General features: G+C 35.4%; 21 protein-coding genes, 1 pseudogene and 2 riboswitches. Of the genes and pseudogenes, 5 read left to right on the top strand and 17 right to left on the bottom strand.

The genetic code is table 11. From position 1 onward, the window contains the following. Nucleotides 1-399: 399 nt before the first annotated feature. Both ACZLO7_RS05600 and ACZLO7_RS05595 read right to left on the bottom strand, forming a co-directional pair. Nucleotides 400-1,854: an alanine/glycine:cation symporter family protein gene (locus ACZLO7_RS05600; RefSeq protein ID WP_464940847.1), complete on the bottom strand. Its 1,455-nt coding sequence runs from the start codon at nt 1,852-1,854 to the stop codon at nt 400-402. A gap of 209 nt (nt 1,855-2,063) precedes the next feature. Next, on the bottom strand, nt 2,064-2,861 hold the full coding sequence (locus ACZLO7_RS05595) for an alpha/beta hydrolase (protein WP_464940848.1): 798 nt from the start codon (nt 2,859-2,861) through the stop codon (nt 2,064-2,066). A gap of 123 nt (nt 2,862-2,984) precedes the next feature. Between ACZLO7_RS05595 and ACZLO7_RS05590 the strand changes: the two genes are divergently transcribed. Further along, nucleotides 2,985-3,497, top strand: coding sequence for a gamma carbonic anhydrase (locus ACZLO7_RS05590; protein ID WP_464940849.1), 513 nt, complete (start codon nt 2,985-2,987; stop codon nt 3,495-3,497). A gap of 172 nt (nt 3,498-3,669) precedes the next feature. On the opposite strand, the gene metK is transcribed toward ACZLO7_RS05590, so the two are convergent. Then, nucleotides 3,670-4,866: a methionine adenosyltransferase gene (metK, locus tag ACZLO7_RS05585; protein ID WP_464940850.1), complete on the bottom strand. Its 1,197-nt coding sequence runs from the start codon at nt 4,864-4,866 to the stop codon at nt 3,670-3,672. 263 nt (nt 4,867-5,129) lie between these two features. Beyond that, a riboswitch (SAM riboswitch) is annotated at nt 5,130-5,248 on the bottom strand. Nucleotides 5,249-5,451: 203 nt separating this feature from the next. Between metK and pckA the strand changes: the two genes are divergently transcribed. Next, on the top strand, nt 5,452-7,038 hold the full coding sequence (gene pckA, locus ACZLO7_RS05580; protein ID WP_464940851.1) for a phosphoenolpyruvate carboxykinase (ATP): 1,587 nt from the start codon (nt 5,452-5,454) through the stop codon (nt 7,036-7,038). A 1,512-nt stretch (nt 7,039-8,550) separates the two neighbouring features. On the opposite strand, the gene ACZLO7_RS05575 is transcribed toward pckA, so the two are convergent. From ACZLO7_RS05575 to ACZLO7_RS05530, 10 genes and pseudogenes are all read right to left on the bottom strand, one after another. After that, complete coding sequence (locus tag ACZLO7_RS05575) at nt 8,551-9,009, bottom strand: hypothetical protein (RefSeq protein ID WP_464940852.1); 459 nt, start codon at nt 9,007-9,009, stop codon at nt 8,551-8,553. Between the two features lie 4 nt (nt 9,010-9,013). Next, the gene (locus tag ACZLO7_RS05570) at nt 9,014-9,799 is read right to left on the bottom strand and encodes an alpha/beta hydrolase family protein (protein ID WP_464940873.1); all 786 of its coding nucleotides are present in this window, start codon (nt 9,797-9,799) and stop codon (nt 9,014-9,016) included. Then, nucleotides 9,777-10,250, bottom strand: coding sequence for an RNA deprotection pyrophosphohydrolase (ytkD, locus tag ACZLO7_RS05565; protein WP_464940853.1), 474 nt, complete (start codon nt 10,248-10,250; stop codon nt 9,777-9,779). Before ytkD ends, ACZLO7_RS05570 begins: the two co-directional genes overlap by 23 nt. A gap of 51 nt (nt 10,251-10,301) precedes the next feature. Continuing rightward, the gene (locus tag ACZLO7_RS05560; RefSeq protein ID WP_464940854.1) at nt 10,302-10,661 is read right to left on the bottom strand and encodes a transposase; all 360 of its coding nucleotides are present in this window, start codon (nt 10,659-10,661) and stop codon (nt 10,302-10,304) included. A 168-nt stretch (nt 10,662-10,829) separates the two neighbouring features. Beyond that, nucleotides 10,830-11,060, bottom strand: coding sequence for a hypothetical protein (locus tag ACZLO7_RS05555; protein WP_464940855.1), 231 nt, complete (start codon nt 11,058-11,060; stop codon nt 10,830-10,832). A 66-nt stretch (nt 11,061-11,126) separates the two neighbouring features. Further along, a complete protein-coding gene (locus tag ACZLO7_RS05550) occupies nt 11,127-11,282 on the bottom strand; it encodes a hypothetical protein (RefSeq protein ID WP_511261387.1) in 156 nt (51 codons plus the stop codon). Between the two features lie 33 nt (nt 11,283-11,315). Then, nucleotides 11,316-11,506, bottom strand: a riboswitch (cobalamin riboswitch). A 405-nt stretch (nt 11,507-11,911) separates the two neighbouring features. Further along, a complete protein-coding gene (locus tag ACZLO7_RS05545; RefSeq protein ID WP_464940856.1) occupies nt 11,912-12,334 on the bottom strand; it encodes a VOC family protein in 423 nt (140 codons plus the stop codon). Between the two features lie 153 nt (nt 12,335-12,487). Beyond that, the gene (locus ACZLO7_RS05540) at nt 12,488-12,670 is read right to left on the bottom strand and encodes a YjfB family protein (protein WP_427753886.1); all 183 of its coding nucleotides are present in this window, start codon (nt 12,668-12,670) and stop codon (nt 12,488-12,490) included. A 736-nt stretch (nt 12,671-13,406) separates the two neighbouring features. Further along, nucleotides 13,407-13,538: pseudogene (locus tag ACZLO7_RS05535) on the bottom strand (glucose-1-dehydrogenase); the annotation flags it as partial. Between the two features lie 58 nt (nt 13,539-13,596). Continuing rightward, nucleotides 13,597-14,031, bottom strand: coding sequence for a Dps family protein (locus tag ACZLO7_RS05530; protein ID WP_464940857.1), 435 nt, complete (start codon nt 14,029-14,031; stop codon nt 13,597-13,599). 98 nt (nt 14,032-14,129) lie between these two features. Between ACZLO7_RS05530 and ACZLO7_RS05525 the strand changes: the two genes are divergently transcribed. The 3 genes from ACZLO7_RS05525 to ACZLO7_RS05515 all read left to right on the top strand — a co-directional run bounded on the left by ACZLO7_RS05525 (nt 14,130) and on the right by ACZLO7_RS05515 (nt 15,598). Next, a complete protein-coding gene (locus ACZLO7_RS05525; RefSeq protein ID WP_464940858.1) occupies nt 14,130-14,294 on the top strand; it encodes a hypothetical protein in 165 nt (54 codons plus the stop codon). Continuing rightward, nucleotides 14,295-14,528, top strand: a complete 234-nt coding sequence (gene yidD / locus ACZLO7_RS05520; protein WP_464940859.1) for a membrane protein insertion efficiency factor YidD — start codon at nt 14,295-14,297, stop codon at nt 14,526-14,528. A 98-nt stretch (nt 14,529-14,626) separates the two neighbouring features. Continuing rightward, nucleotides 14,627-15,598, top strand: a complete 972-nt coding sequence (locus ACZLO7_RS05515; protein ID WP_464940860.1) for a metal ABC transporter solute-binding protein, Zn/Mn family — start codon at nt 14,627-14,629, stop codon at nt 15,596-15,598. Nucleotides 15,599-15,691: 93 nt separating this feature from the next. On the opposite strand, the gene ACZLO7_RS05510 is transcribed toward ACZLO7_RS05515, so the two are convergent. The 4 genes from ACZLO7_RS05510 to ACZLO7_RS05495 all read right to left on the bottom strand — a co-directional run bounded on the left by ACZLO7_RS05510 (nt 15,692) and on the right by ACZLO7_RS05495 (nt 19,986). Continuing rightward, the gene (locus ACZLO7_RS05510) at nt 15,692-16,399 is read right to left on the bottom strand and encodes an ABC transporter permease (RefSeq protein WP_464940861.1); all 708 of its coding nucleotides are present in this window, start codon (nt 16,397-16,399) and stop codon (nt 15,692-15,694) included. Beyond that, entirely contained in the window at nt 16,396-17,244 is an 849-nt protein-coding gene (locus ACZLO7_RS05505) for an ABC transporter ATP-binding protein (RefSeq protein WP_464940874.1), read from the bottom strand. The genes ACZLO7_RS05510 and ACZLO7_RS05505 overlap by 4 nt, the downstream gene beginning before the upstream one ends. A gap of 145 nt (nt 17,245-17,389) precedes the next feature. Continuing rightward, a complete protein-coding gene (locus ACZLO7_RS05500; protein ID WP_464940862.1) occupies nt 17,390-18,349 on the bottom strand; it encodes a response regulator transcription factor in 960 nt (319 codons plus the stop codon). 191 nt (nt 18,350-18,540) lie between these two features. Next, nucleotides 18,541-19,986, bottom strand: coding sequence for an o-succinylbenzoate--CoA ligase (locus ACZLO7_RS05495; RefSeq protein WP_464940863.1), 1,446 nt, complete (start codon nt 19,984-19,986; stop codon nt 18,541-18,543). Nucleotides 19,987-20,116: the final 130 nt, after the last annotated feature.

The following is a 20,116-nucleotide window of genomic DNA, read 5'->3' as shown; positions in this document are numbered from 1 at the left end:
CTTTGTTTTATTTTTTAGCAATGCTGTTTGTCCCTCTATTAGTTGAATGGAATATGAAATTCCCCCAAATAACACTAGTGGAAGACATTTGTCACGTTCTGTTATACAGCTAAATTTCATAAACCGTAAACCATTATATGTGTTATGTATCAGAAAAATCCGAATTATCTGTATTATTATTTAAGTAAAGAGCTTTTCCTTTTAATCATAAAATCTATATTTTTCAATAAAGCATAATGTGATGATTATTACATATATCGTATCTTTAGCTAATACAACATTTCCCAACAAAAGAAGCGCCCCTTAGTCGTTTTCAGACTAAGAGACGCTCCTATAATAGATATTATTTAATGATAATCTTCATTAAACATAAAAATCACTCAAATGTTAGATGAACAATTATGTTCTTTCCTTATTTCTTTGTTCCCAGAAATCAGCATTTTTGATACCTAATTTGATAGGATCAAATTGAGGATCAATCCCCTGTTTTTTCTGCTCTTCGTAATCTTTTAATGCAATAAGAGATGGTTTCACCAAGAACAATAGCGCGATAATGTTCACCCAAACCATTAGACCAAGACCAATGTCACCTAACACCCAAGCTAAATCAGATGTTCGAACGGCCCCATAAAAAGTCGTGGCAATGATAATAATTTGTACTACGCGTATACCTACTTTCTGTCGCTTCCCTTCAAACATATAAGCAACATTCGTTTCAGCAATGTAGTAGTAGGCCATTGTAGTTGTAAAAGCAAAGAAGAATAATGCAATGGCTACAAAGCCAGAGCCTACTCCAACACCGGGGAATGCATTATCCACCGCAGCTTGAGTATAAGCTGTCCCCGCGATAATCCCTGGCGCATTTTCAACTAAATATTCACCTTTCCCATCATCAAGTTGAACATTGTACATACCTGAGAATAGGATCATGAATGCTGTAGCTGTACAAACTAAAAATACTGCTAAGTATACAGACGCTGTTTGAACTAGACCTTGTTTTACTGGGTGAGATATTTCCGCGGCTGCAGCTGGATGAGGACCCGTACCTTGTCCCGCTTCACTTGCATAGACACCACGTTTTACTCCCCATGCTATTGCAGCACCAATCATACCGCCAAAAGTCGAGTCGAGACCAAAAGCACTTCGAATAATTAAAGAAAGCACTTCGGGTACTTTTTCAATATTTACAACAATGACAATAGCCGCTACAAGAAGATATCCTAACGCCATAAACGGTACGATAAAAGAAGCTACTGAGGCTATACGTTTTACACCACCGAAAATAATAGCACCTAAAATAACACATACGACTAAACCTGAAATCCAGTGCTTTATGCCAAATGCAGTATACATCGAGTCAGCAATGGCATTTGATTGCACAGTTGGTTGTAGAAACGACATTGCCACAACTGCTGCTACAGCAAAAATCATTCCTAACCAACGTTTCCCTGTACTTTTCTCAATGTAAAATGCAGGTCCACCTCGGTAAACACCATTTCTTTTCTCTTTATATATTTGTGCTAATGTTGATTCTACATAAGCTGTTGCAGATCCGATGAAGGCAATTACCCACATCCAGAAAATCGCACCCGGTCCACCAAAAGCTATTGCTGTTGCAGTACCCGCGATATTCCCTGTCCCAACACGACCAGATAACGCCATAGACAGTGCTTGGAAAGAGGACACTCCTGCTTCAGATTCTTTTCCACTGAAGATTTGTTTAAACATATCTTTCAATAAACGAACTTGTACACCTTTTGTTAATATAGTAAATAATAATCCAACTATCAGAATACCGTAAATCATCCACGGTCCCCACAAAATTCCATAAACACGGGTAATAATGGCTTCCATTTATTGTCCCCCATTGATCATAATAAATTATTCTTCGAATAAATATATTGCCAGTTTCTAATAAAGGAAAAATTTATTCTATCGAAATAGCAATTGTTATGTATTATATATCAAAACCATCAAATTTGAAATATCCCTAATGTGTTATAAGACAATTGAAATCGGTTACAATAAAAAAAAGACGGAATTCCGTAAAATTCCGTCAAACTTTATATGATGTAACCAACTGATTTTAATGCATTAAAGATAAAACTTTCCATATATGCATAAATATCCTCACGTTCAGGTTCTTGGTATAAATCATGATAACAGGCTTTCCATTCTTTATATTGATATTCTGATAGACTTTGTTGCGAAAGCCATTTTTTGCTATATGTCACATCCGCTATTTTATCGTTGCCACCATTCATTAATAAAATAGGAATATTCGGGAATACTGTTTGTTGTGATATTCCCTTCATGAAACCATGAAGTTCGCGATACCAATTGACAGTAATAACATCATTATAATAAATATCGTCTTTTTCCTCTTTATAAAATTCATAACTTCTTGTTAAGTGCTTTATATTAATTTCATGATTGATTTTTAGATTGCCAGTTAGTTTACTTAAACCTGTTAATGCATTTGATAATTTTGATGGTTGGTGTTTTAAATGCATCCATGGTGATGTTAATATAATCCCTGTACATTCATACTTGAATTTTTCAACAACATGGATTCCTAAAATAGCGCCTAAACCATGTCCTACTACAAATACAGGTAAGTTATACGTTAAAGCCGCTTGCATTAGTTGTTTAACAAATGTTTCGTAACTTTTAAACTCTTCACTATGCATACTTTTATGTCTACTATCCTCGCCATGTCCAGGTAAATCTCCTGAAATAACATGGATACCAGATGTTCTTAAGTTTTCAATTAGCCATGCATATCGACGATGATGTTCGTATGCACTGTGTATAATTACAGCGACAGCTCTTGCTTGGCCGTCAGTTTCCCATTTCCACATTACTATCTCACCTCATAAATTCCTATGTATATATTTTAACGTATTCTGGCTATTACTGTTCCATTCATTGCTTCCTTTTGTTACGATAATAATACATAATAACTTGAAATGAGGCGTTTTTCGATGATTTATCCATTCAGAGACAAAAAACCATCTATTGACCCATCCGTTTTTGTCGGCGATAACGTTATTATCACTGGCGATGTTACTATAGGACCTGATTCTTCTATTTTTTATAATACGGTTATCCGTGGAGATGTTTCTCCTACGATTATAGGGCGCAAAGTAAATGTCCAAGATTTATGTTGTTTACATCAAAGTCCTGCATATCCACTTATCTTAGAAGACGATGTGACAATTGGGCATCAAGTAACATTACATAGCTGTACTGTAAAAAAAGGCGCTCTTGTTGGGATGGCTTCAATTATCCTAGATGGTGCTGAAATTGGTGAAGGTGCATTTATTGGTGCTGGCAGTCTCGTTTCACAAGGTAAGAAAATTCCTCCAAACACATTAGCATTTGGACGCCCTGCAAAGGTTATTCGCGAGTTAACTGAAGAAGATAAAAAAGATATGGATCGCATTGTGAATGAGTATTATGAAAAAGGACAATATTATAAATCACTACAAAAATAGCTAAATCTAGAAGCCTGAGTATCTTTTTTCATACGATTTCTCAGGTTTTTTAATTTCTTATTGTGAGTTTCTTCTATATAAAAACAAAAAATATCCCAAGCTACATTTGATTACTAAAATAATCAATATGTAACTCGGGATATTTAGTATTATTGGGATTTTCCAGAATGAATTACAGTCCGGCTTTATCTTTTAAAACGGCAGCTTTATCTGTAGCTTCCCACGGAACATTCAAATCTGTACGGCCGAAATGACCATAAGCAGCTGTTTGTTTGTAGATAGGACGTCGTAAATCAAGCATTTTAATAATGCCTGCTGGGCGTAAATCAAATAATTCACGAACCCACTCAACTAAATCTACTTCTTTCACTTTACCAGTACCGAAAGTATCGATTGCAATTGAAACTGGTTGTGCAACACCAATCGCATAAGCAAGTTGTACTTCACAACGCTCAGCAAGTTCAGCTGCTACAATATTTTTTGCAACATAACGTGCTGCATAAGCTGCAGAACGGTCAACCTTAGTTGCATCCTTACCAGAGAATGCACCGCCACCATGACGAGCGTATCCACCGTAAGTATCTACGATAATTTTGCGTCCTGTTAACCCTGCATCACCTTTTGGTCCACCAATTACAAAGCGACCAGTTGGGTTGATAAAGTATTTTGTGTTCTCATCAAGTAATTCAGTAGGAACAACCGGAGCAATTACGTGCGTTTGTAAATCTTCTTTAATTTGCTCTAATGTCACTTCTGGATCATGTTGAGTTGAAATAACGATTGTGTCAACGCGAACAGGATGATTATTTTCATCATATTCAATTGTCACTTGAGTTTTACCATCCGGACGTAAATAAGCCAACTCTTGTGTTTTACGAACTTCTGATAATCGACGAGCTAATTTATGTGCCAAGCTAATAGGTAAAGGCATTAACTCAGGTGTTTCATTACAAGCGAATCCAAACATTAAACCTTGGTCACCTGCACCAATTGCTTCAATGTCTTCATCAGTCATTGAACCTTCACGTGCTTCAAGAGCTTGGTCAACTCCCAATGCGATATCAGCTGACTGCTCACCGATTGCTGTTAAAACAGCAACGTTTTCACCATCAAAGCCATATTTACCACGCGTATAGCCGATTTCCATTACCGTTTCACGAACGATTTTAGGAATATCAACATAAGTTGATGTTGTAATCTCTCCTGCTACTAATACAAGACCAGTTGTTACTGTAGTTTCACACGCAACACGTGCATTCGGGTCTTTTGAAACGATTTCATCTAAAATGGCATCCGAAATTTGATCACAAATTTTATCTGGATGTCCTTCTGTTACACTCTCTGATGTAAACAGTCGACGGTTTGTCATTTGGTTTCCTCCTATTATCTGCGAGATTGCCTCGGAAATGATACGGTACTCATTACCCATGTTAGTTCTTTCCAGTAGGATTGAACGCCAAGCCGTTGCTGCTTTTAACACGAGGATTCTAGAAAGTGCCACTATATATAAATAGAACCGCATAAATTACATATACTTATCAAAAATTTAGGAATTGGTCTATTTTAAATAAAAAAACCCTTCCACCCATTATTACTAATGAGTGGAAGGGAATAATTCATAAGCACCTTTCACTCTTATCGTTCAAGGATCAAATCCTTGCATCAGATTAAGCACCAGCGCATCACATAAAAACACAATGCAGGTTGCCGGGTTTCATAGGGCCTGACCCTCCACCAGCTCGGGATAAGAGTATCCGTTCAATACCACATATTAGAACATTATAGCTTAGTTGTCAACACCTTTTTTATTTCTTAAAAAAAAGTACAATTTTCATAAAAATTATATTGCAATTAGTATAGATTATTTAACTAAATGTGTTATACTAATTTCGAAAATGAAATATAAATCCCCTCTAACAAGAGAAATAATATAAAAAGGATGGTACGTAAAACGATGAATTCAGTAGAAATTACGAATGAACTGAAGGAATTATTGAAAGGTGAAAATATTCTGGAACAACTTTCAGTACCACAATTAACAGAAAAAGCTACTTCACGCGGTGAAGCTATCCTAACTGTTGATGGTGCTGTAAGAGCAGTCACAGGAAAATATACAGGTCGTTCTCCTAAAGATAAATATATGGTCGAAGAAGAAAGTTCGAAAGACAAAATTGATTGGGGTAAAGTAAATAGACCAATCTCATCAGACATCTTCGATTCATTGTACACTAAAGTAGTTAACTACTTGAAAGAAAAAGAAGAATTATTTGTATTTAACGGTTTTGCAGGTGCAGATACATCATCTCGTTTAGCTATTCGAGTAGTAAATGAATACGCTTGGCATAACCTATTTGCACATCAATTATTCATTCGTCCTACTGAAGCAGAGCTAGAAACACATGAAGCTGACTTCACAATCGTTTCTGCTCCAACTTTCAAAGCGGACCCAGCAGTAGATGGAACTGATTCTGAAACTTTCATTATCGTTTCTCTTGAAAAACGCATCATCCTAATTGGTGGAACTGAATACGCTGGTGAGATGAAAAAATCGATTTTCAGTATAATGAACTACTTATTACCACAACAAGGTATTCTTTCAATGCACTGTTCAGCAAACGTTGGTGAAGCAGGCGATGTAGCACTATTCTTCGGTTTATCTGGAACAGGTAAAACGACTTTATCTGCAGATGCAGATCGTAAATTAATCGGTGATGATGAGCATGGTTGGTCTGACAACGGTGTATTCAATATCGAAGGTGGATGCTATGCAAAAACTATCAACCTTTCTAAAGAGAAAGAACCTGAGATTTACAATGCTATCAGTTTTGGTACTGTGTTAGAAAACGTAGTAGTTGATGAAGAAACACGTATTCCTGACTACGACGATGGTTCACTAACAGAAAATACTCGTGTTGCTTACCCAATTCAAAATATCGAAAACATTGTTGATCCATCTGTTGCAGGTCATACAAAAACAATCATCTTCTTAACTGCAGATGCATTTGGCGTATTGCCTCCAATCAGTAAATTAACAAAAGAGCAAGCAATGTATCACTTCTTAAGTGGTTTCACATCTAAATTGGCAGGTACTGAACGCGGTGTTACTTCACCTGAACCAGTATTCTCAACATGCTTCGGTTCTCCATTCCTACCACTTCCAGCAACAGTTTATGCTGAAATGTTAGGTAACAAAATCGATGAACACCAAGTAAATGTATTCTTAGTAAACACTGGTTGGACTGGTGGAGAATATGGCGTTGGTAACCGTATGAAACTTTCTTATACTCGTTCAATGGTTCGTGCCGCAATCGATGGCAAATTAAATAACGTCTTCACTGAAAAAGACGCTATCTTTGGCCTAGAAATACCTGTAGCTATTGAAGGTGTTCCAACTGAAGTATTAAATCCACGTAACGCTTGGGAAGATAAAAAAGCTTATGATCAAAAAGCTTCTGCTCTTGCTGACATGTTCCGAGAAAACTTCAAAAAATTCGGTGTTGTATCAGAAGATATCATGAAAAACGGCGGTCCTATCGCTTAATACAACTGAATTAAATTAGGAAAGACCACTCTCTGGGTGGTCTGCAGTAGTCGACAAAAGGCATTCAGAATGCTCACAACCTGAATGTCTTTTGTTATTTTTATATATTTTGGTTATTTGATCCTCTTATAGAGATAAAATGCGCTTTAAGTGTTAACTTGTATTTCGTTTATGAACTTTGCCAAGTACAATTTGCGAATTTCTTTAAAGTAGCATAAGGCCTTTTAGGTTGTCCACCACATCCTCAATTTTTCTCACAAGATGTTCTTTAGGTACTAATTGATCCAAAGCAATAATTTCAATTTGATCTCTTTCAGAATTTTTCTATTGTTATTATTTCCTATCATTCAGAAGATTTGTTTATATTACATGCGTAGTTGATTGGAGCGAAGGTGGCGACTCCTGCGGGACAAGCGGGACAGTCCAAGACCCTGCAGGAGCGTAGCGACGAAGCGGCTTGGCGCTCGCCCGCGGAAAGCGCCCACCGTAGCGGAAATCAACGGTCTTATATATTTAAAATAAAAAAGACTATAGAAAAACCCAAATTTCTTCGAGTTTGTCAACAAAAGTAACGTGGTGGTAAATCTCAATTTAGAGGAATTAGTCACGAACAAGTTTGTGCATTAGTTTGCGGTGGAAAGTTGCTTACACTCAATAAACGAAAACGCAACGATTCCATTAAGAAAAATGATACCATAACAATGCCTCCGTAAATATTTGTAGAGTAATAGCTATAATGAAATAATGAAGCCGTTTTAGCTAAGAAAAGGGAAGGTGTTTTTGAAAAGTTGACTATTTTCAAATTTGTTTATTTATCATTTAATTTAATTTATTTAATAGGATTAATTGTTTTATGGATATTTTATTTGCGATACAAAGATAAAGAAGTAAATGTTCTTACAGTGCATCGTATCATTACTATTATTATAATTTTTATTATTTTGAATATGGTGTTAGGGCTAATTAATGCTTTTGTGTAATTTTGGGGGCCATTATTAATTATTCGCTACTCAAAACAAGAAATGTATTCGATTTATATTTCGAATACGCTTATAATTTGAATGAAATCAACAATCAAGTTAGACATAGAATAAAGATAAAATACTCTTCGAATATTATCTTTTAAGGTTGTCCACCACATCCTCAATTTTTCTCACTCACAAGATGTTCTTGAGGTACTAGTTAATCCAAAGCAATCATTTCAAATTGACCTCTTTCAGAATTTTTCTATTGTTATTATTTCCTATCATTCAGAAGATTTGTTTATATTACATGCGTAGTTGATTGGAGCGAAGGTGGCGACTCCTGCGGGAAAAGCGGGACAGTTCAAGATCCTGCAGGAGCGTAGCGACGAAGCGGCTTGGCGCCCGCCCGCGGAAAGCGTCCACCGTAGCGGAAATCAACGGTCTTATCAATTTATATATTTAAAATAAAAAGACTGTAGATAAACCCAAATTTCTCCAAGTTTATCTACAGTCTGAAGACCACTCTCTGAGGGGCTTTTTTTCCATATTATTCAACGTCATCATCATAAAATACCGCTTCTGTATAAGGATCGGAAAACTGTTGTATCATTTCTTCAGAATGTGCTCCAGTGACTTTATTAAACCGCAACTCAAGGCCGTAATCCCTAACCTCTATTCTGCCATTTCCATCTTCATCATAATAGCGCATAGAGAACCATTTCAATTTACCTTCTTTACTAGCCGCATGATTTTTGAAAAATGCACGATTCTCATCTGTTAGAGGAATTCTTTGAATTTTTATAAGACCTTCATCTTTAGAGATATCGGATATTTTTTCTAATTCTTCAATAACGTCATGTTCTTCTTGCCAACATTGAATCTCCACATCTACACACTCTTTTGTGAATTCATCGCAAAGAGTTGACCAAAACGCAAATTTTTCCTCAAAACTTGCGCCAAATTTCACTTTTTCCGGGTCGACTGTTATTTTTACATAACCTAGCATAAGTTCACCCCTTTTGGAGTTTCATCCAATTACATGCGCTCTTAACTATCTTGTGATTGACTGCACTAGGGAAAAAATGCGTATAGTCATTAAAATACCATGTTTCTACATGCTTATTAAATACCTTTAAGCTTTCTTCAAGTAATAAAGCATGATGCATTCCAACGTTTTCATCTTTTTTACCGTGAATAATTAATACTGGTGCATTTAATTTCTTTATCTCCGCAATTGGTGAACGTTCATCATAAGCCTCAGGTACCTTAGTAGGTGATCCACCTATTACCCTTTTCATCATTTTGCGCATATCTACTCGTTCTTCATACGTAAATTTAGGATTAGAAACGCCTGCCCAAGTCACAATCGAGGTAATATCATCTCGCAAAACCCCAGTCCAAAGAGCCATTAAACCGCCTCTAGAAAATGCGAAAATATGAATGCGCTGTGTACGACAAAATTGTTTTAATACATCAACACCATTTACTGCATCATAACGGTCATTTCCACCAAATTCATCTCGGCCTTCTCCCCCACGATTGCCACGGTAATACGGCGCAAAAACAACTAATCCTTGTGATGCGAATTGCGCAATACGAGCAGGTCGCACCATACCAATTCCCTGCATGCCACCACGCAGATAAAGTAGTCCTTCATAAATACCCTTAACGGCTGGCTCTGCAAGTAATCCTTTCACTCGTAAACCTTCTGACCAATATGTAATTTCAGATAGACGAACTTTTGGATTTGGGGACGGATAATCACGACGACTTTCAACGAAGCCATTTATCTTCACGTTCACTCACCTTCTCCAGCATTTTTTTCATCCCTGCATCTTTCATGTAGAAGCTTAGTCGATCACTATTATGTAACTCTTCATCCGATAGCAATACAGCTCCATTCGTTTCAAATTGTTGCTGAATGTCATCGATTTTCAATACATTTGCCACATATACTGCTTTACTAAATGGACGTTCATCATGAACATAATATGTTGCTAACCATTCTATCTCATGAATGATAGCACCTGTTTCTTCATATACTTCCCTTTCAGCAGCTTGTTCTAACGTCTCTTCACCTTCTACTTTGCCACCTGGGAATTCAAGGCCTCGTTTTGGATGATCTGTTAATAACCACTGTTTTTGATATTTAGCCAAGACTAATACATGCTTTGGCTCCCTATTAAAAGCATTTTTTTTAAAAGATAATTCAACACCATTACCGTTTAAATCCGTAAATGTAAACATACCTTCAATCACTCCTTATTGCTCTAAGTGTATCGAAGGTATGTTTTTCAATCAACTATAATACGGCATTTGTTCAATTAGTTGCTTTGTTTCAGTATCGCCGAATTCATGCACAAGCGCATACAGCTTTTTCAAGCGTAAATCCACTTCATCATTTTCCTGATCTAAATGATATGGAATGTAAGGTAATTGTGCTCTCCATATACTCTTTCCATCAAAGTGATCTGCTTGGCTAAAAAGCTGGTCAAAAATTTTTATATACTGAGGCTCTATTTGAAGTTTGAATTCCCACGGTGATTCGTAAGGGGAAGTATAGTAACGCTGATTTGCTATCGAAACGTAAAGTGTAATGGGTTTAGTCATCATATCATCCTTTTTTAATAATAGGATAACCTTCTTTTGAATAAACATACTCCCAAAATATTGTAGTCATGGATTTTCTTTATTTTCGAAGCTATCTTCTGATACATATATAATTTTCAAAATAAAGAAAGTACAAAAAGGCTACTCTAAGTTTGACCTTTTTAAGATCCTTTAGAGCAACCTTCTTTTTTATAAATAATTAAACGTATTTATTTTTTATTCAAAACTATTTTCTATTAAATCTTGCTGATAATCTACCAGTTCGTTATACACACTAGAATAAGCTTTTTCTAATTTACTTAATTGTTCGTCAATATTTTCAATTCCACTCTTTTCAATGGAGCTTTTAATGACATTCTTCGCCTGTAATAAAGTACAAACTTTAGCTGTTACTTGTGACAGCATCACCATCGATTTTAACTGTAATTTAAACTCTTCAATATTCATTCATATTCCCCTTATCTGTTCAATAAAAAAACACCTTTTATCAATTAATAAAAGATGTTTTTATGATTAATTAATATGTTCCCTGTTTCGACAATACATACTAGAATAAACGTTTCTAAACTGAGAAACAGAAGTTTTAATCACTTCTAAATCCTCATAAGTCCAAACGCTTTCTCTAATACGCTGTCGTACAGTGATCATATAAATAGGGTTTCTATTCATTATCACATAACACCTCCTATCCACGTAGGGTTTTGGTGTGTACTAAACTAGGCAGGTCTCCTGGCTTGTCATCATCGCTCACTTTTTCCTTCCCATTACAGTTCTAACAGTGGATCTAAAAGTTTGCTCCTACATACAGTTGCGGGACAGCATCGGATTCTAACCGATTTCCCTTTTAAGCAGCTATCTATTGAAAATAGTGCACCCAATTCTACACGTTATTCAGTTGTATCACCATCTTACCATAGTGTAATACAAATATTCATAATATTATTTACATGTAATATAAAAAAGGGTTACATTGGATACAAATTAAATTTAATGAAGTGAATTCTCGATAGAATATTAGTTTTTCTGTCTACTAATAGCAAGGTGTATGCTTTTTTTATTGTTATAAATGAATTATTCAATGGAGGGTGTGACAAGGAGGGATTCTATATTCAACTACTATTTCAAAAAAGTTGATATTGTTTAGACAAGCCATATTAATATGCCAAATTTTATTCAATAAAGAACTAGCAACTGTTCTTAATTTCAAACAGTTGCCTTTGTTAATACAATGTCCTTTTGTTTATCTTATTAAAGTTTTGGACAATACTGCGAAAAGTTTATATCCAACACCAAATATATTAAGCTTCCGCACTCTCATGGCTAAACTGCCATTCAATACCAAACTTGTCCTTTAAACTGCCATAGCATTTGCTCCAAAAAGTTTCTTGTAACTCCATAGCAACTTTACCACCAACTTTTAATGCTTCATAAGCGGCTCTAAGTTTTTCTTCATCGTCACTAACAACGGCTAGGCTAATGTTATTTCCTTCTACAAAAGGTGAACCAGGAAAAACATCAGAAAACATAACATTACTACCAAAAATGTTTAATCGAGTATGCATTACTAAATCTTTAGCTTCGTCTGGTAAAGTATATTCGGGACTTTGAGGTGATTCTCCAAAAGTCATAATTTCTGGTTTTTCTGCATTAAAAACCTCCGCATAAAACTCAGCTGCTTCGCGGCAATTCCCATTAAAATTTAGGTATACATTAATAGCCATATTTAGCACACTCCTCTTTCCCAATTCATATTTTTCCAAAGCGTATTACATATTAATTTTATAGCTCCAAAATATAGTAGTCAAATTTTTCAGATACTAATACCAATAAAAAAAACCATGCACTACAAAGTAGATGTGCATGGCTTTAGTAAATCAAACTTGAACGTCAATAGTTGCCCCTTTATAAGGGTGAGCCGCTTGGGCTGGTTCTGGCATTGCTTCTAATAATTGTACAGCTGCTGTTGTTTGCATATTCATCGCATTTTGCAAAACGCTCATCTGTACAGTTTGTTGAAGCTGAGCAAGATCCATTGACATCATAGAGTTAATATCCATTTGTATCACTCCCTTATCTTTCATAATATCGGAAGTTCCAAATGAATATTAAATGTATGTACTATTTTAAGGTTTTTCAACTAACGAAGATGGATATTAAATATCTTCCTATGAGCTTAAGATGACAAAATGTTCATTACACTTCCATGTGCAAGAGACTATATTTCATCTTATTTTGTAGAAAGCTCCACACTCTCAATGGTAACCTTGCAATCTGCTTCACCATATTTTCCATAAGCCGCATGATAAGTAGGTCCAACACCTTGTTTAAAGCCAAATGAATGACGGGGCACTGAAAAAGTCCATAAAATGAATTTTGCCATGGCGGAAATGATTAATCGTTTCTACGATGGCTTTTTCTTCGATGACGTTAATTTCCGTTCCGGCGGACGCTTTCCTGGGGACGAACCTTGAGCCTCCTCGTCGCAAACGCTCCTGCGGGGTCTCAAGATGTTCGTTGTTTCCCCAAGGAGTCGCCGCCTGCACTCCAATCAACTAGTTTTATCGTTTTTCTTAGTTTTTCATTCTTTCCGATTCAAACTTAAACCTTTAAATGAAAAGTATACCTGCGCAGGTCTTTTATCGTACATTTTTGACGAAGTCATGTTATGTTGAATGAACAGCTGAGGAATCCTATGCTTGGCGCAATTTTTTAGAATTCAAGTTACAATAATATGTTAAGTTCCAGAATCTTAAATCAACTACTTTATCTACGTCCAGCTTGGAAAGATGGATATAAGGTCATCCCACCTTTACTAGCTGTATAGTGCACAAACAATGGCCATGGAATTTTCTCGTGAACACTAGACATGTTGATAACAGTAACTTTAAATTCATACTCTACAAAATATTTGATTGCTTCTCGACTTTCTATAAGCAAAAGAAAAAGCCAATAGCAAAAGCTACTGACTTTAATATTTTTTTGATTAACCTAAGAATGCTTTTAACATCCAAACATGTTTCTCAAGGCTTTGATAGATGGCATTTAATAAATCTTCCGTCATATCATCCTCTTCTTTTGCCGCTTCATCCATACCTGATTTTAATGACTTCATGACGATTTCAAAATCACTAATTACCACGACAACCATTTCATTTGTAGATTCGTTACCAGTCGCTTCTTTTACATTCGACAGTTCCAAATGCTCTTTTAACGTTGCGACAGGTTGTCCACCTAAGGTTAGTATACGTTCTGCAATTTCATCTAAATGAGTTGCTGCTTCATTGTATAATTCCTCAAATTTCTCATGTAGAGTAAAGAATGATGGGCCTTTAACATACCAATGGTAGTTATGTAACTTTGTATAAAGCACTGACCATGAAGCTACAAGTTGATTTAATTCGTTTTGTAAAGCTGACATAAAACTTTCACACTCCTCTTTCTGTTTTAAGCACTATACTGTTAATATACCGCTATTTTAAGTAAAATAAACATGATGAGATTATTGAGGTGAAACAAATGTCGATTGCTTGGATTGCCATAATGCCTGTTGTCGTTTTGACAGTAGCTTTAGCAAGTTATTTAATTTACTATATCGCAAAAAATAATCAAAAAGATTCTCATAAAACGATTGATCCTAAACCAACGCAGCCTCTTTATACTGCCGAGAAAGAAGATAAGTAAATGAAGTATATTTTCAAATTTCTTATTCGCGTTTATCAAAAAGTGATTTCGCCTTTGACTCCGCCAACTTGTCGCTTTTACCCAACATGCTCAAATTACGGGTTGGAAGCGATTGAAAAACACGGTGCTTTTAAGGGAGCTTACTTAGCAATCCGTCGCATTTTACGCTGTAATCCACTTCATCCAGGTGGATATGACCCTGTACCAGAAGAATGGCCTCCGAAAAAAGATTAATTTCGGGGCTTTTTTTATTGTGTTTTTTTATAAACTCTTGTATGATAAAACATGTCAAACAAACAAATCGTAATGATTACTATTTAAGAGGTGCTATTATGAAAAAGGCTTTATCTATATTTTTAATTGCCATATTTGCTTTATTTACCGCTGCTTGTAATGCAGATGATCAAGTAAATCAAGATAAAAGTAAAAAAGACGTACTTTCTATTTATACAACGGTTTATCCTTTAACTTACTTCGCAGAACGTATTGGTGGTGAGCATGTTGAAGTTAATTCAATTTATCCTCCTGGATCAAATGAACATTCATTTGACCCAACACAAAAAGATATGATGAATTTAGCTGACGCGGATTTATTTTTCTATGTTGGCTTAGGTCTTGAAGGCTTTGTAAACAATGCCCAAAAAACATTAAAAAATGAAAATGTAGACTTTGTTGAAACTGCGGCAAACGTATCTGAAGAAAAGCTAGACGTTAGCACAAGTACTGCTCATGAACATGAAGCGGAAGAAGAAGATCACGATCATGCTCATGGTGATATTGACCCTCATGTATGGCTATCTCCTATCATTAGCCAAGATTTAGCACTTTCTATTAAAGATGCTCTAGTAAAAACTCAACCAAGTCATAAAGACGAATTTGAGCAAAATTACGAGACTTTAATATCAGAACTAAAAAAATTAGATAAAGATTTTAAAGAAATGGCAGATACTTCGCCTTCTAAAACATTTTTCGTATCCCATTCTGCTTTTGGCTACATTGCAGGGACATACGGGTTAACTCAAATTTCAGTAGCAGGATTGAATTCACAAGATGAACCATCACAAAAAGAGTTAACTAAAATTGTTGATCAAGCAAAAGAGAATCATATACGCTATATTCTATTTGAACAAAACGTTTCGTCTAAATTAGCAGAAGTAATCCAAAAAGAAGTAGGTGCTGAGCCACTTACTCTTCATAATTTAAGTGTTCTTACAGATGAGGATATTAAAAATAAAGAAACATACTTTACTTTGATGAAAAAAGATATCGAGACATTGAAAAAGGCTCTAAATAAATCGAAATAACATGAACTAATCACAAACTAAACCCGTACAAAGAGTCATATCGGCTCTAAGCACGGGTTTTTAATTTTATTCAAAGTTAACGTGAAAACTTTGTTAATCCACCATTCGCTTTTTAAATGTTACAACTGTAGCAATAGCTGCTATAACAACCCATCCAATAATCACTACAAATGGTTTAACTAGATCCCCAAAAGTAAAACTATTTTCAAGTATCTCCCCTAAAATTATGATTTGCGAACTTGGAAGCCATGCGAGAATTTTCAAAATAGGATAACTTTCAACAAGGTTCATAGCAATTGGACCTAATGAAAATATGCCTAGTACAGGTAACACAATGACTGAGGATTCCATAACAGACTTAGCAAAAAGACCAAGAAATGACCCGATTGCAATGTAAAAGAATGCTGATAATATAAGTGCTAATGCCATCAATGCTAGATTTCCTGGCATATACCCTGATAAATACATGCATCCCGCTACAATTAACATAGTCGATATAAATGTAAGTGCACTTTTACCAATTAAAATTTCAGAAATAGATGCGGGAGATAGCATTAAACTGCGCAATGTATTCTTCTCTTTCTCTTCAGCAATCAGACAACATTGTACATATGTACATACAATTGAAAATGTAATATTAATCGACATAAAATATCCTGGAATCGTATCAACACCCATTCGAGCATAAAAAGCTGCTAAAATAAGCGGTAAAAAGATCATTGATGATACCGCGATATTTCGTGAAAACTCCTTGTAGTCCTTAACTAAAATTGCTTGAATTCTTCTAACTGATGTATTCATAGTAGTTCCCTCCCTGTTACTTGTACGAAAATATCTCCTAAACTAGGTTCATTAGTCGCTATCCGCTCTACTTGATTATTTTGCATCCACTCAAACATCTGTTTTGCATCCTCTGGACCTTTGCTAATAATCTCCTTACGCCCATCCATTAGTTCAACTGTTATCGAATCATCTCCAAACTGGCGCTTTAACTCGTTTGGTGAACCAATTGCACGTATTGTCCCTTTATCTAAAAAAGCAACTCGATTACAAAGTGTTTCAGCTTCTGCCATATCATGAGTTGTTAAGAAAATTGTCGTTCCCATCTCATTTAATTTACGTAATCCTGCATAAATATGATTTGTATTCACAGGGTCAAGCGCTGAAGTTGGCTCATCTAGAAAAAGTAATTCTGGTTTGTGCAAAATTGCACGTGCCAATGTAACTCGTTGAATCATTCCTTTTGATAAAACACTGACTTTCTTTTTACGCTCTTCATATAAGTTAACAAACGTCAGTGCTTCTTTGACAGATAATTCAGATAAATTATATAATTTACTATATAGTAGGAGATTTTCTTCAATTGAAAGTCTTGTATATAAACCACTATTATCTGTTAAGATACCAAAACGTTTACGTGCGGCTGGTTGCTGTAATGCTCTAGCATCACTATTAAAGACTCTTACATCTCCGCCAGTAGCCGTAAGTTGCCCTGTTAAGATTTTAATCGTCGTTGTTTTACCCGATCCACTCGGTCCTAGAAAACCGAATATTTCTCCTTTTTTAATTTCAAAAGAAACATCGCGAATTGCTTTCTCCTTTTGAAAGGTCTTTTCTAAATGACTTACTTCAATTATTGTTTCCATCATTATTCCTCCTGTATTCGTTCTTGACCTAAGAATACAAGAGGCTACAAAACCGTGCATTATTAATTGGATGAATGGAGCTATATGATGGTGAATGATATCAGATTATGTGTGAATGGAGCACAATTATTTCCTGAGAAATAATTTATATTCCGACTATTTTCTTTAATTCGACTAACTTACTTTTAGATAAGGGAATGTGTGTTCTGTCGTTTCCGGATAAAATTAAGCTATAGCTGTTTTTAGTCCATGTAACAATTTCTCTAACCTTTTGTAGGTTAACAATATATGACCTATGACAACGGAAGAAACCGAATGGAACTAGACGCTGTTCGAGATCATTAAGTGTTAATGTACACGGAAATGAATCTCCACTGACATATACATTCACTAAACCGTCTACACTTTCAATATAATCAATCTCCGGTGGATTAAATAAAATGAATTTATCATTCAGCTTTGTAGGGATCTTCTCTAATTTGATCAGCTGATTTTCTATTTCCGATATTTTCTCAGATTCTTTCCTTTCTTCTTGTAAATCCAGTGACTCTAAACCTTTAGAATCCAATCGGTATAATTGATCTGAGGAACCAATCAGGTCTTCTAAATTGTTCGCCAAAAGATATACAATACAACCTCTCTCTTTTAATGTTGTAATGACAATATCGACAATACGCTTTGTTTCAATATCAAGATTTTGAAAAGGCTCTTCTAAAATATGTATAGGATGCTCGTGAATTAATAGTTTGGCAAATCGAACTCTTTGTATTTGTACATCATTTAGATTCTTGATTTTCACATTTTTTTTATCCATTAACCCGGTTATTTTGATAATATCTTCAAGTACTGCTTTGGAATTATATAGTGCACGTTCATATTTCAAGCTTTCTATAACTGTTAGCCGTTCATAGCACCCCTCTTTTCTAAAGTGAAGATTTATTTGATTATTATGTTGGAGTTGCTCTACTATATAGCTTATTTGTTCTACATCTGAGTATATACCTGCCACAGCACCAGTATTAAATGGTAGTTCGAATGAAGGACAAATAGTGACACCACCAATAACCGACTCTGGAATTGTAATTTGTATATGTTCTTCTGTCATAAGTTTTAACTTCCTCTCTCAAATAATAAAATTATACAATATAATGGTAATTAATTCATTTAAACCAAATAAATACATATACAAAGTGCTGAATTTAAATAAATTTTACTGTCTTAAAAAATAAACCACCTATGATATTAATCATCATAGATGGTTTGAGTAATTCTACTATCTCAATCTTAAGCTTAAGATTATTCTTTATTTAATAAATCTTTTAATTTTCTTCGCAACAACTTATTTGAACCATTTCGAGGTAGCTCATTAACAATATGAATTTTATGAGGTACTTTATACTTGGCTAATTGTTCTCTGCAATATCCGAGCAATTCCTTTACATTCACTTCTTTCTTCAGAACAACAAATGCATTAGGTACTTGCCCCCACTGGTCATCATCTACTCCACAAACACCAGCTTCACGCACAGCTTCATGTGATATTAGCACATTTTCAATCTCAGCAGGGTAAATATTCTCACCACCAGAGATGATTAAATCTGAACGGCGGTCAACTACATATAAATAACCTTCATCATCTAAATAACCAATATCTCCAGAATGCAACCATCCATTTACCTGAGAAGGTTTATCTGCAAAGCGTCCAATATATCCAGGAGTTACATGAGAACCACGTATTAATATCTCACCTTGATCGAAGGCTTTTTCTGCACCCTCAATACGTATTTGATTGAAAAAGAGCGCTTTACCTGCAGATCCTAATTTACGTAATGCATCTGCACTTGATAAAGTTGCTGTTTGAGAAGATGTTTCTGTCATACCATATGTTTGAGCGACCTTTAGATTAAGTTGTATTGCCCTCTTCAAATAATCGATAGGAACCGGCCCGCCTCCTGCAAGCATCGTTAAAAATTTTGGAGAAACTTTTGCATTTCGAGCTTCTAACTCCGATATAATTCTTTCTAATGTTACAGAAACTACAGACATTCTTGTAACTGTACCTGCTACTAGCTCATTTACGATTTCCTTGACATTAAATTTAGGGAACAGCTTAATCTCTACACCGTGTAATAATGACTTGGCTAGCATTGAATATCCACTGATATGAAATAATGGCATTGTGCAAAGCCAACAATCACCTACTACTAAGCCCATATTATAGACGGAAGATGTAGCACTTGAAACGTGATTTCCTACCGTTTGCCTTACGCCTTTTGGAAAACCAGTTGTTCCAGACGTATACATTATCGTCATCGTTTGATCTTCATCCCACTCTGCAACAAGGGTGAAATCAAGTCCACTACTTGCATTTATTGCATTAAAACGTAATACAGGTACCTCTGTAACCGGTAAATTCCCTACCAATGCATCTTCTACTAAAAGAAAATCGACTTCAGCATCTTCGATTTGATATGCCAATTCTTTTTCTGTTAAACGTAAATTTAATAGAACCATTTCACATTGTAGATGCATACAAGCATACATCATCCATATTATTTCCGGATTAGAAGATGCATAAATTGCTACACGTGATTGCTGCTTCACCCCATTTTCCGTTAACTTTTTAGCAAGGATGAGTGCTTTATCATTCACTTCTTTAAATGTCCATCTCTCACTTTCAAAGCTAAGTGCAATTCGTTCAGGTGTTAACATACTGCGTTGTAAAAGCCAGTTTGGAACCATCTTTTTCACCCCTTTATTAAATATTTTGATAAAAAAAGCTGCCCTAGATGGACAGCTTAAAACAAATGACAACTATATTGAGCCGCCTTGTGCCAACAGGATGTTGGTCAGGCAACCGTTGCGACAGGAT

The organism is Viridibacillus sp. d25.2, from assembly GCF_055456015.2.
This window is presented reverse-complemented; position numbering and strand designations above follow the sequence as displayed.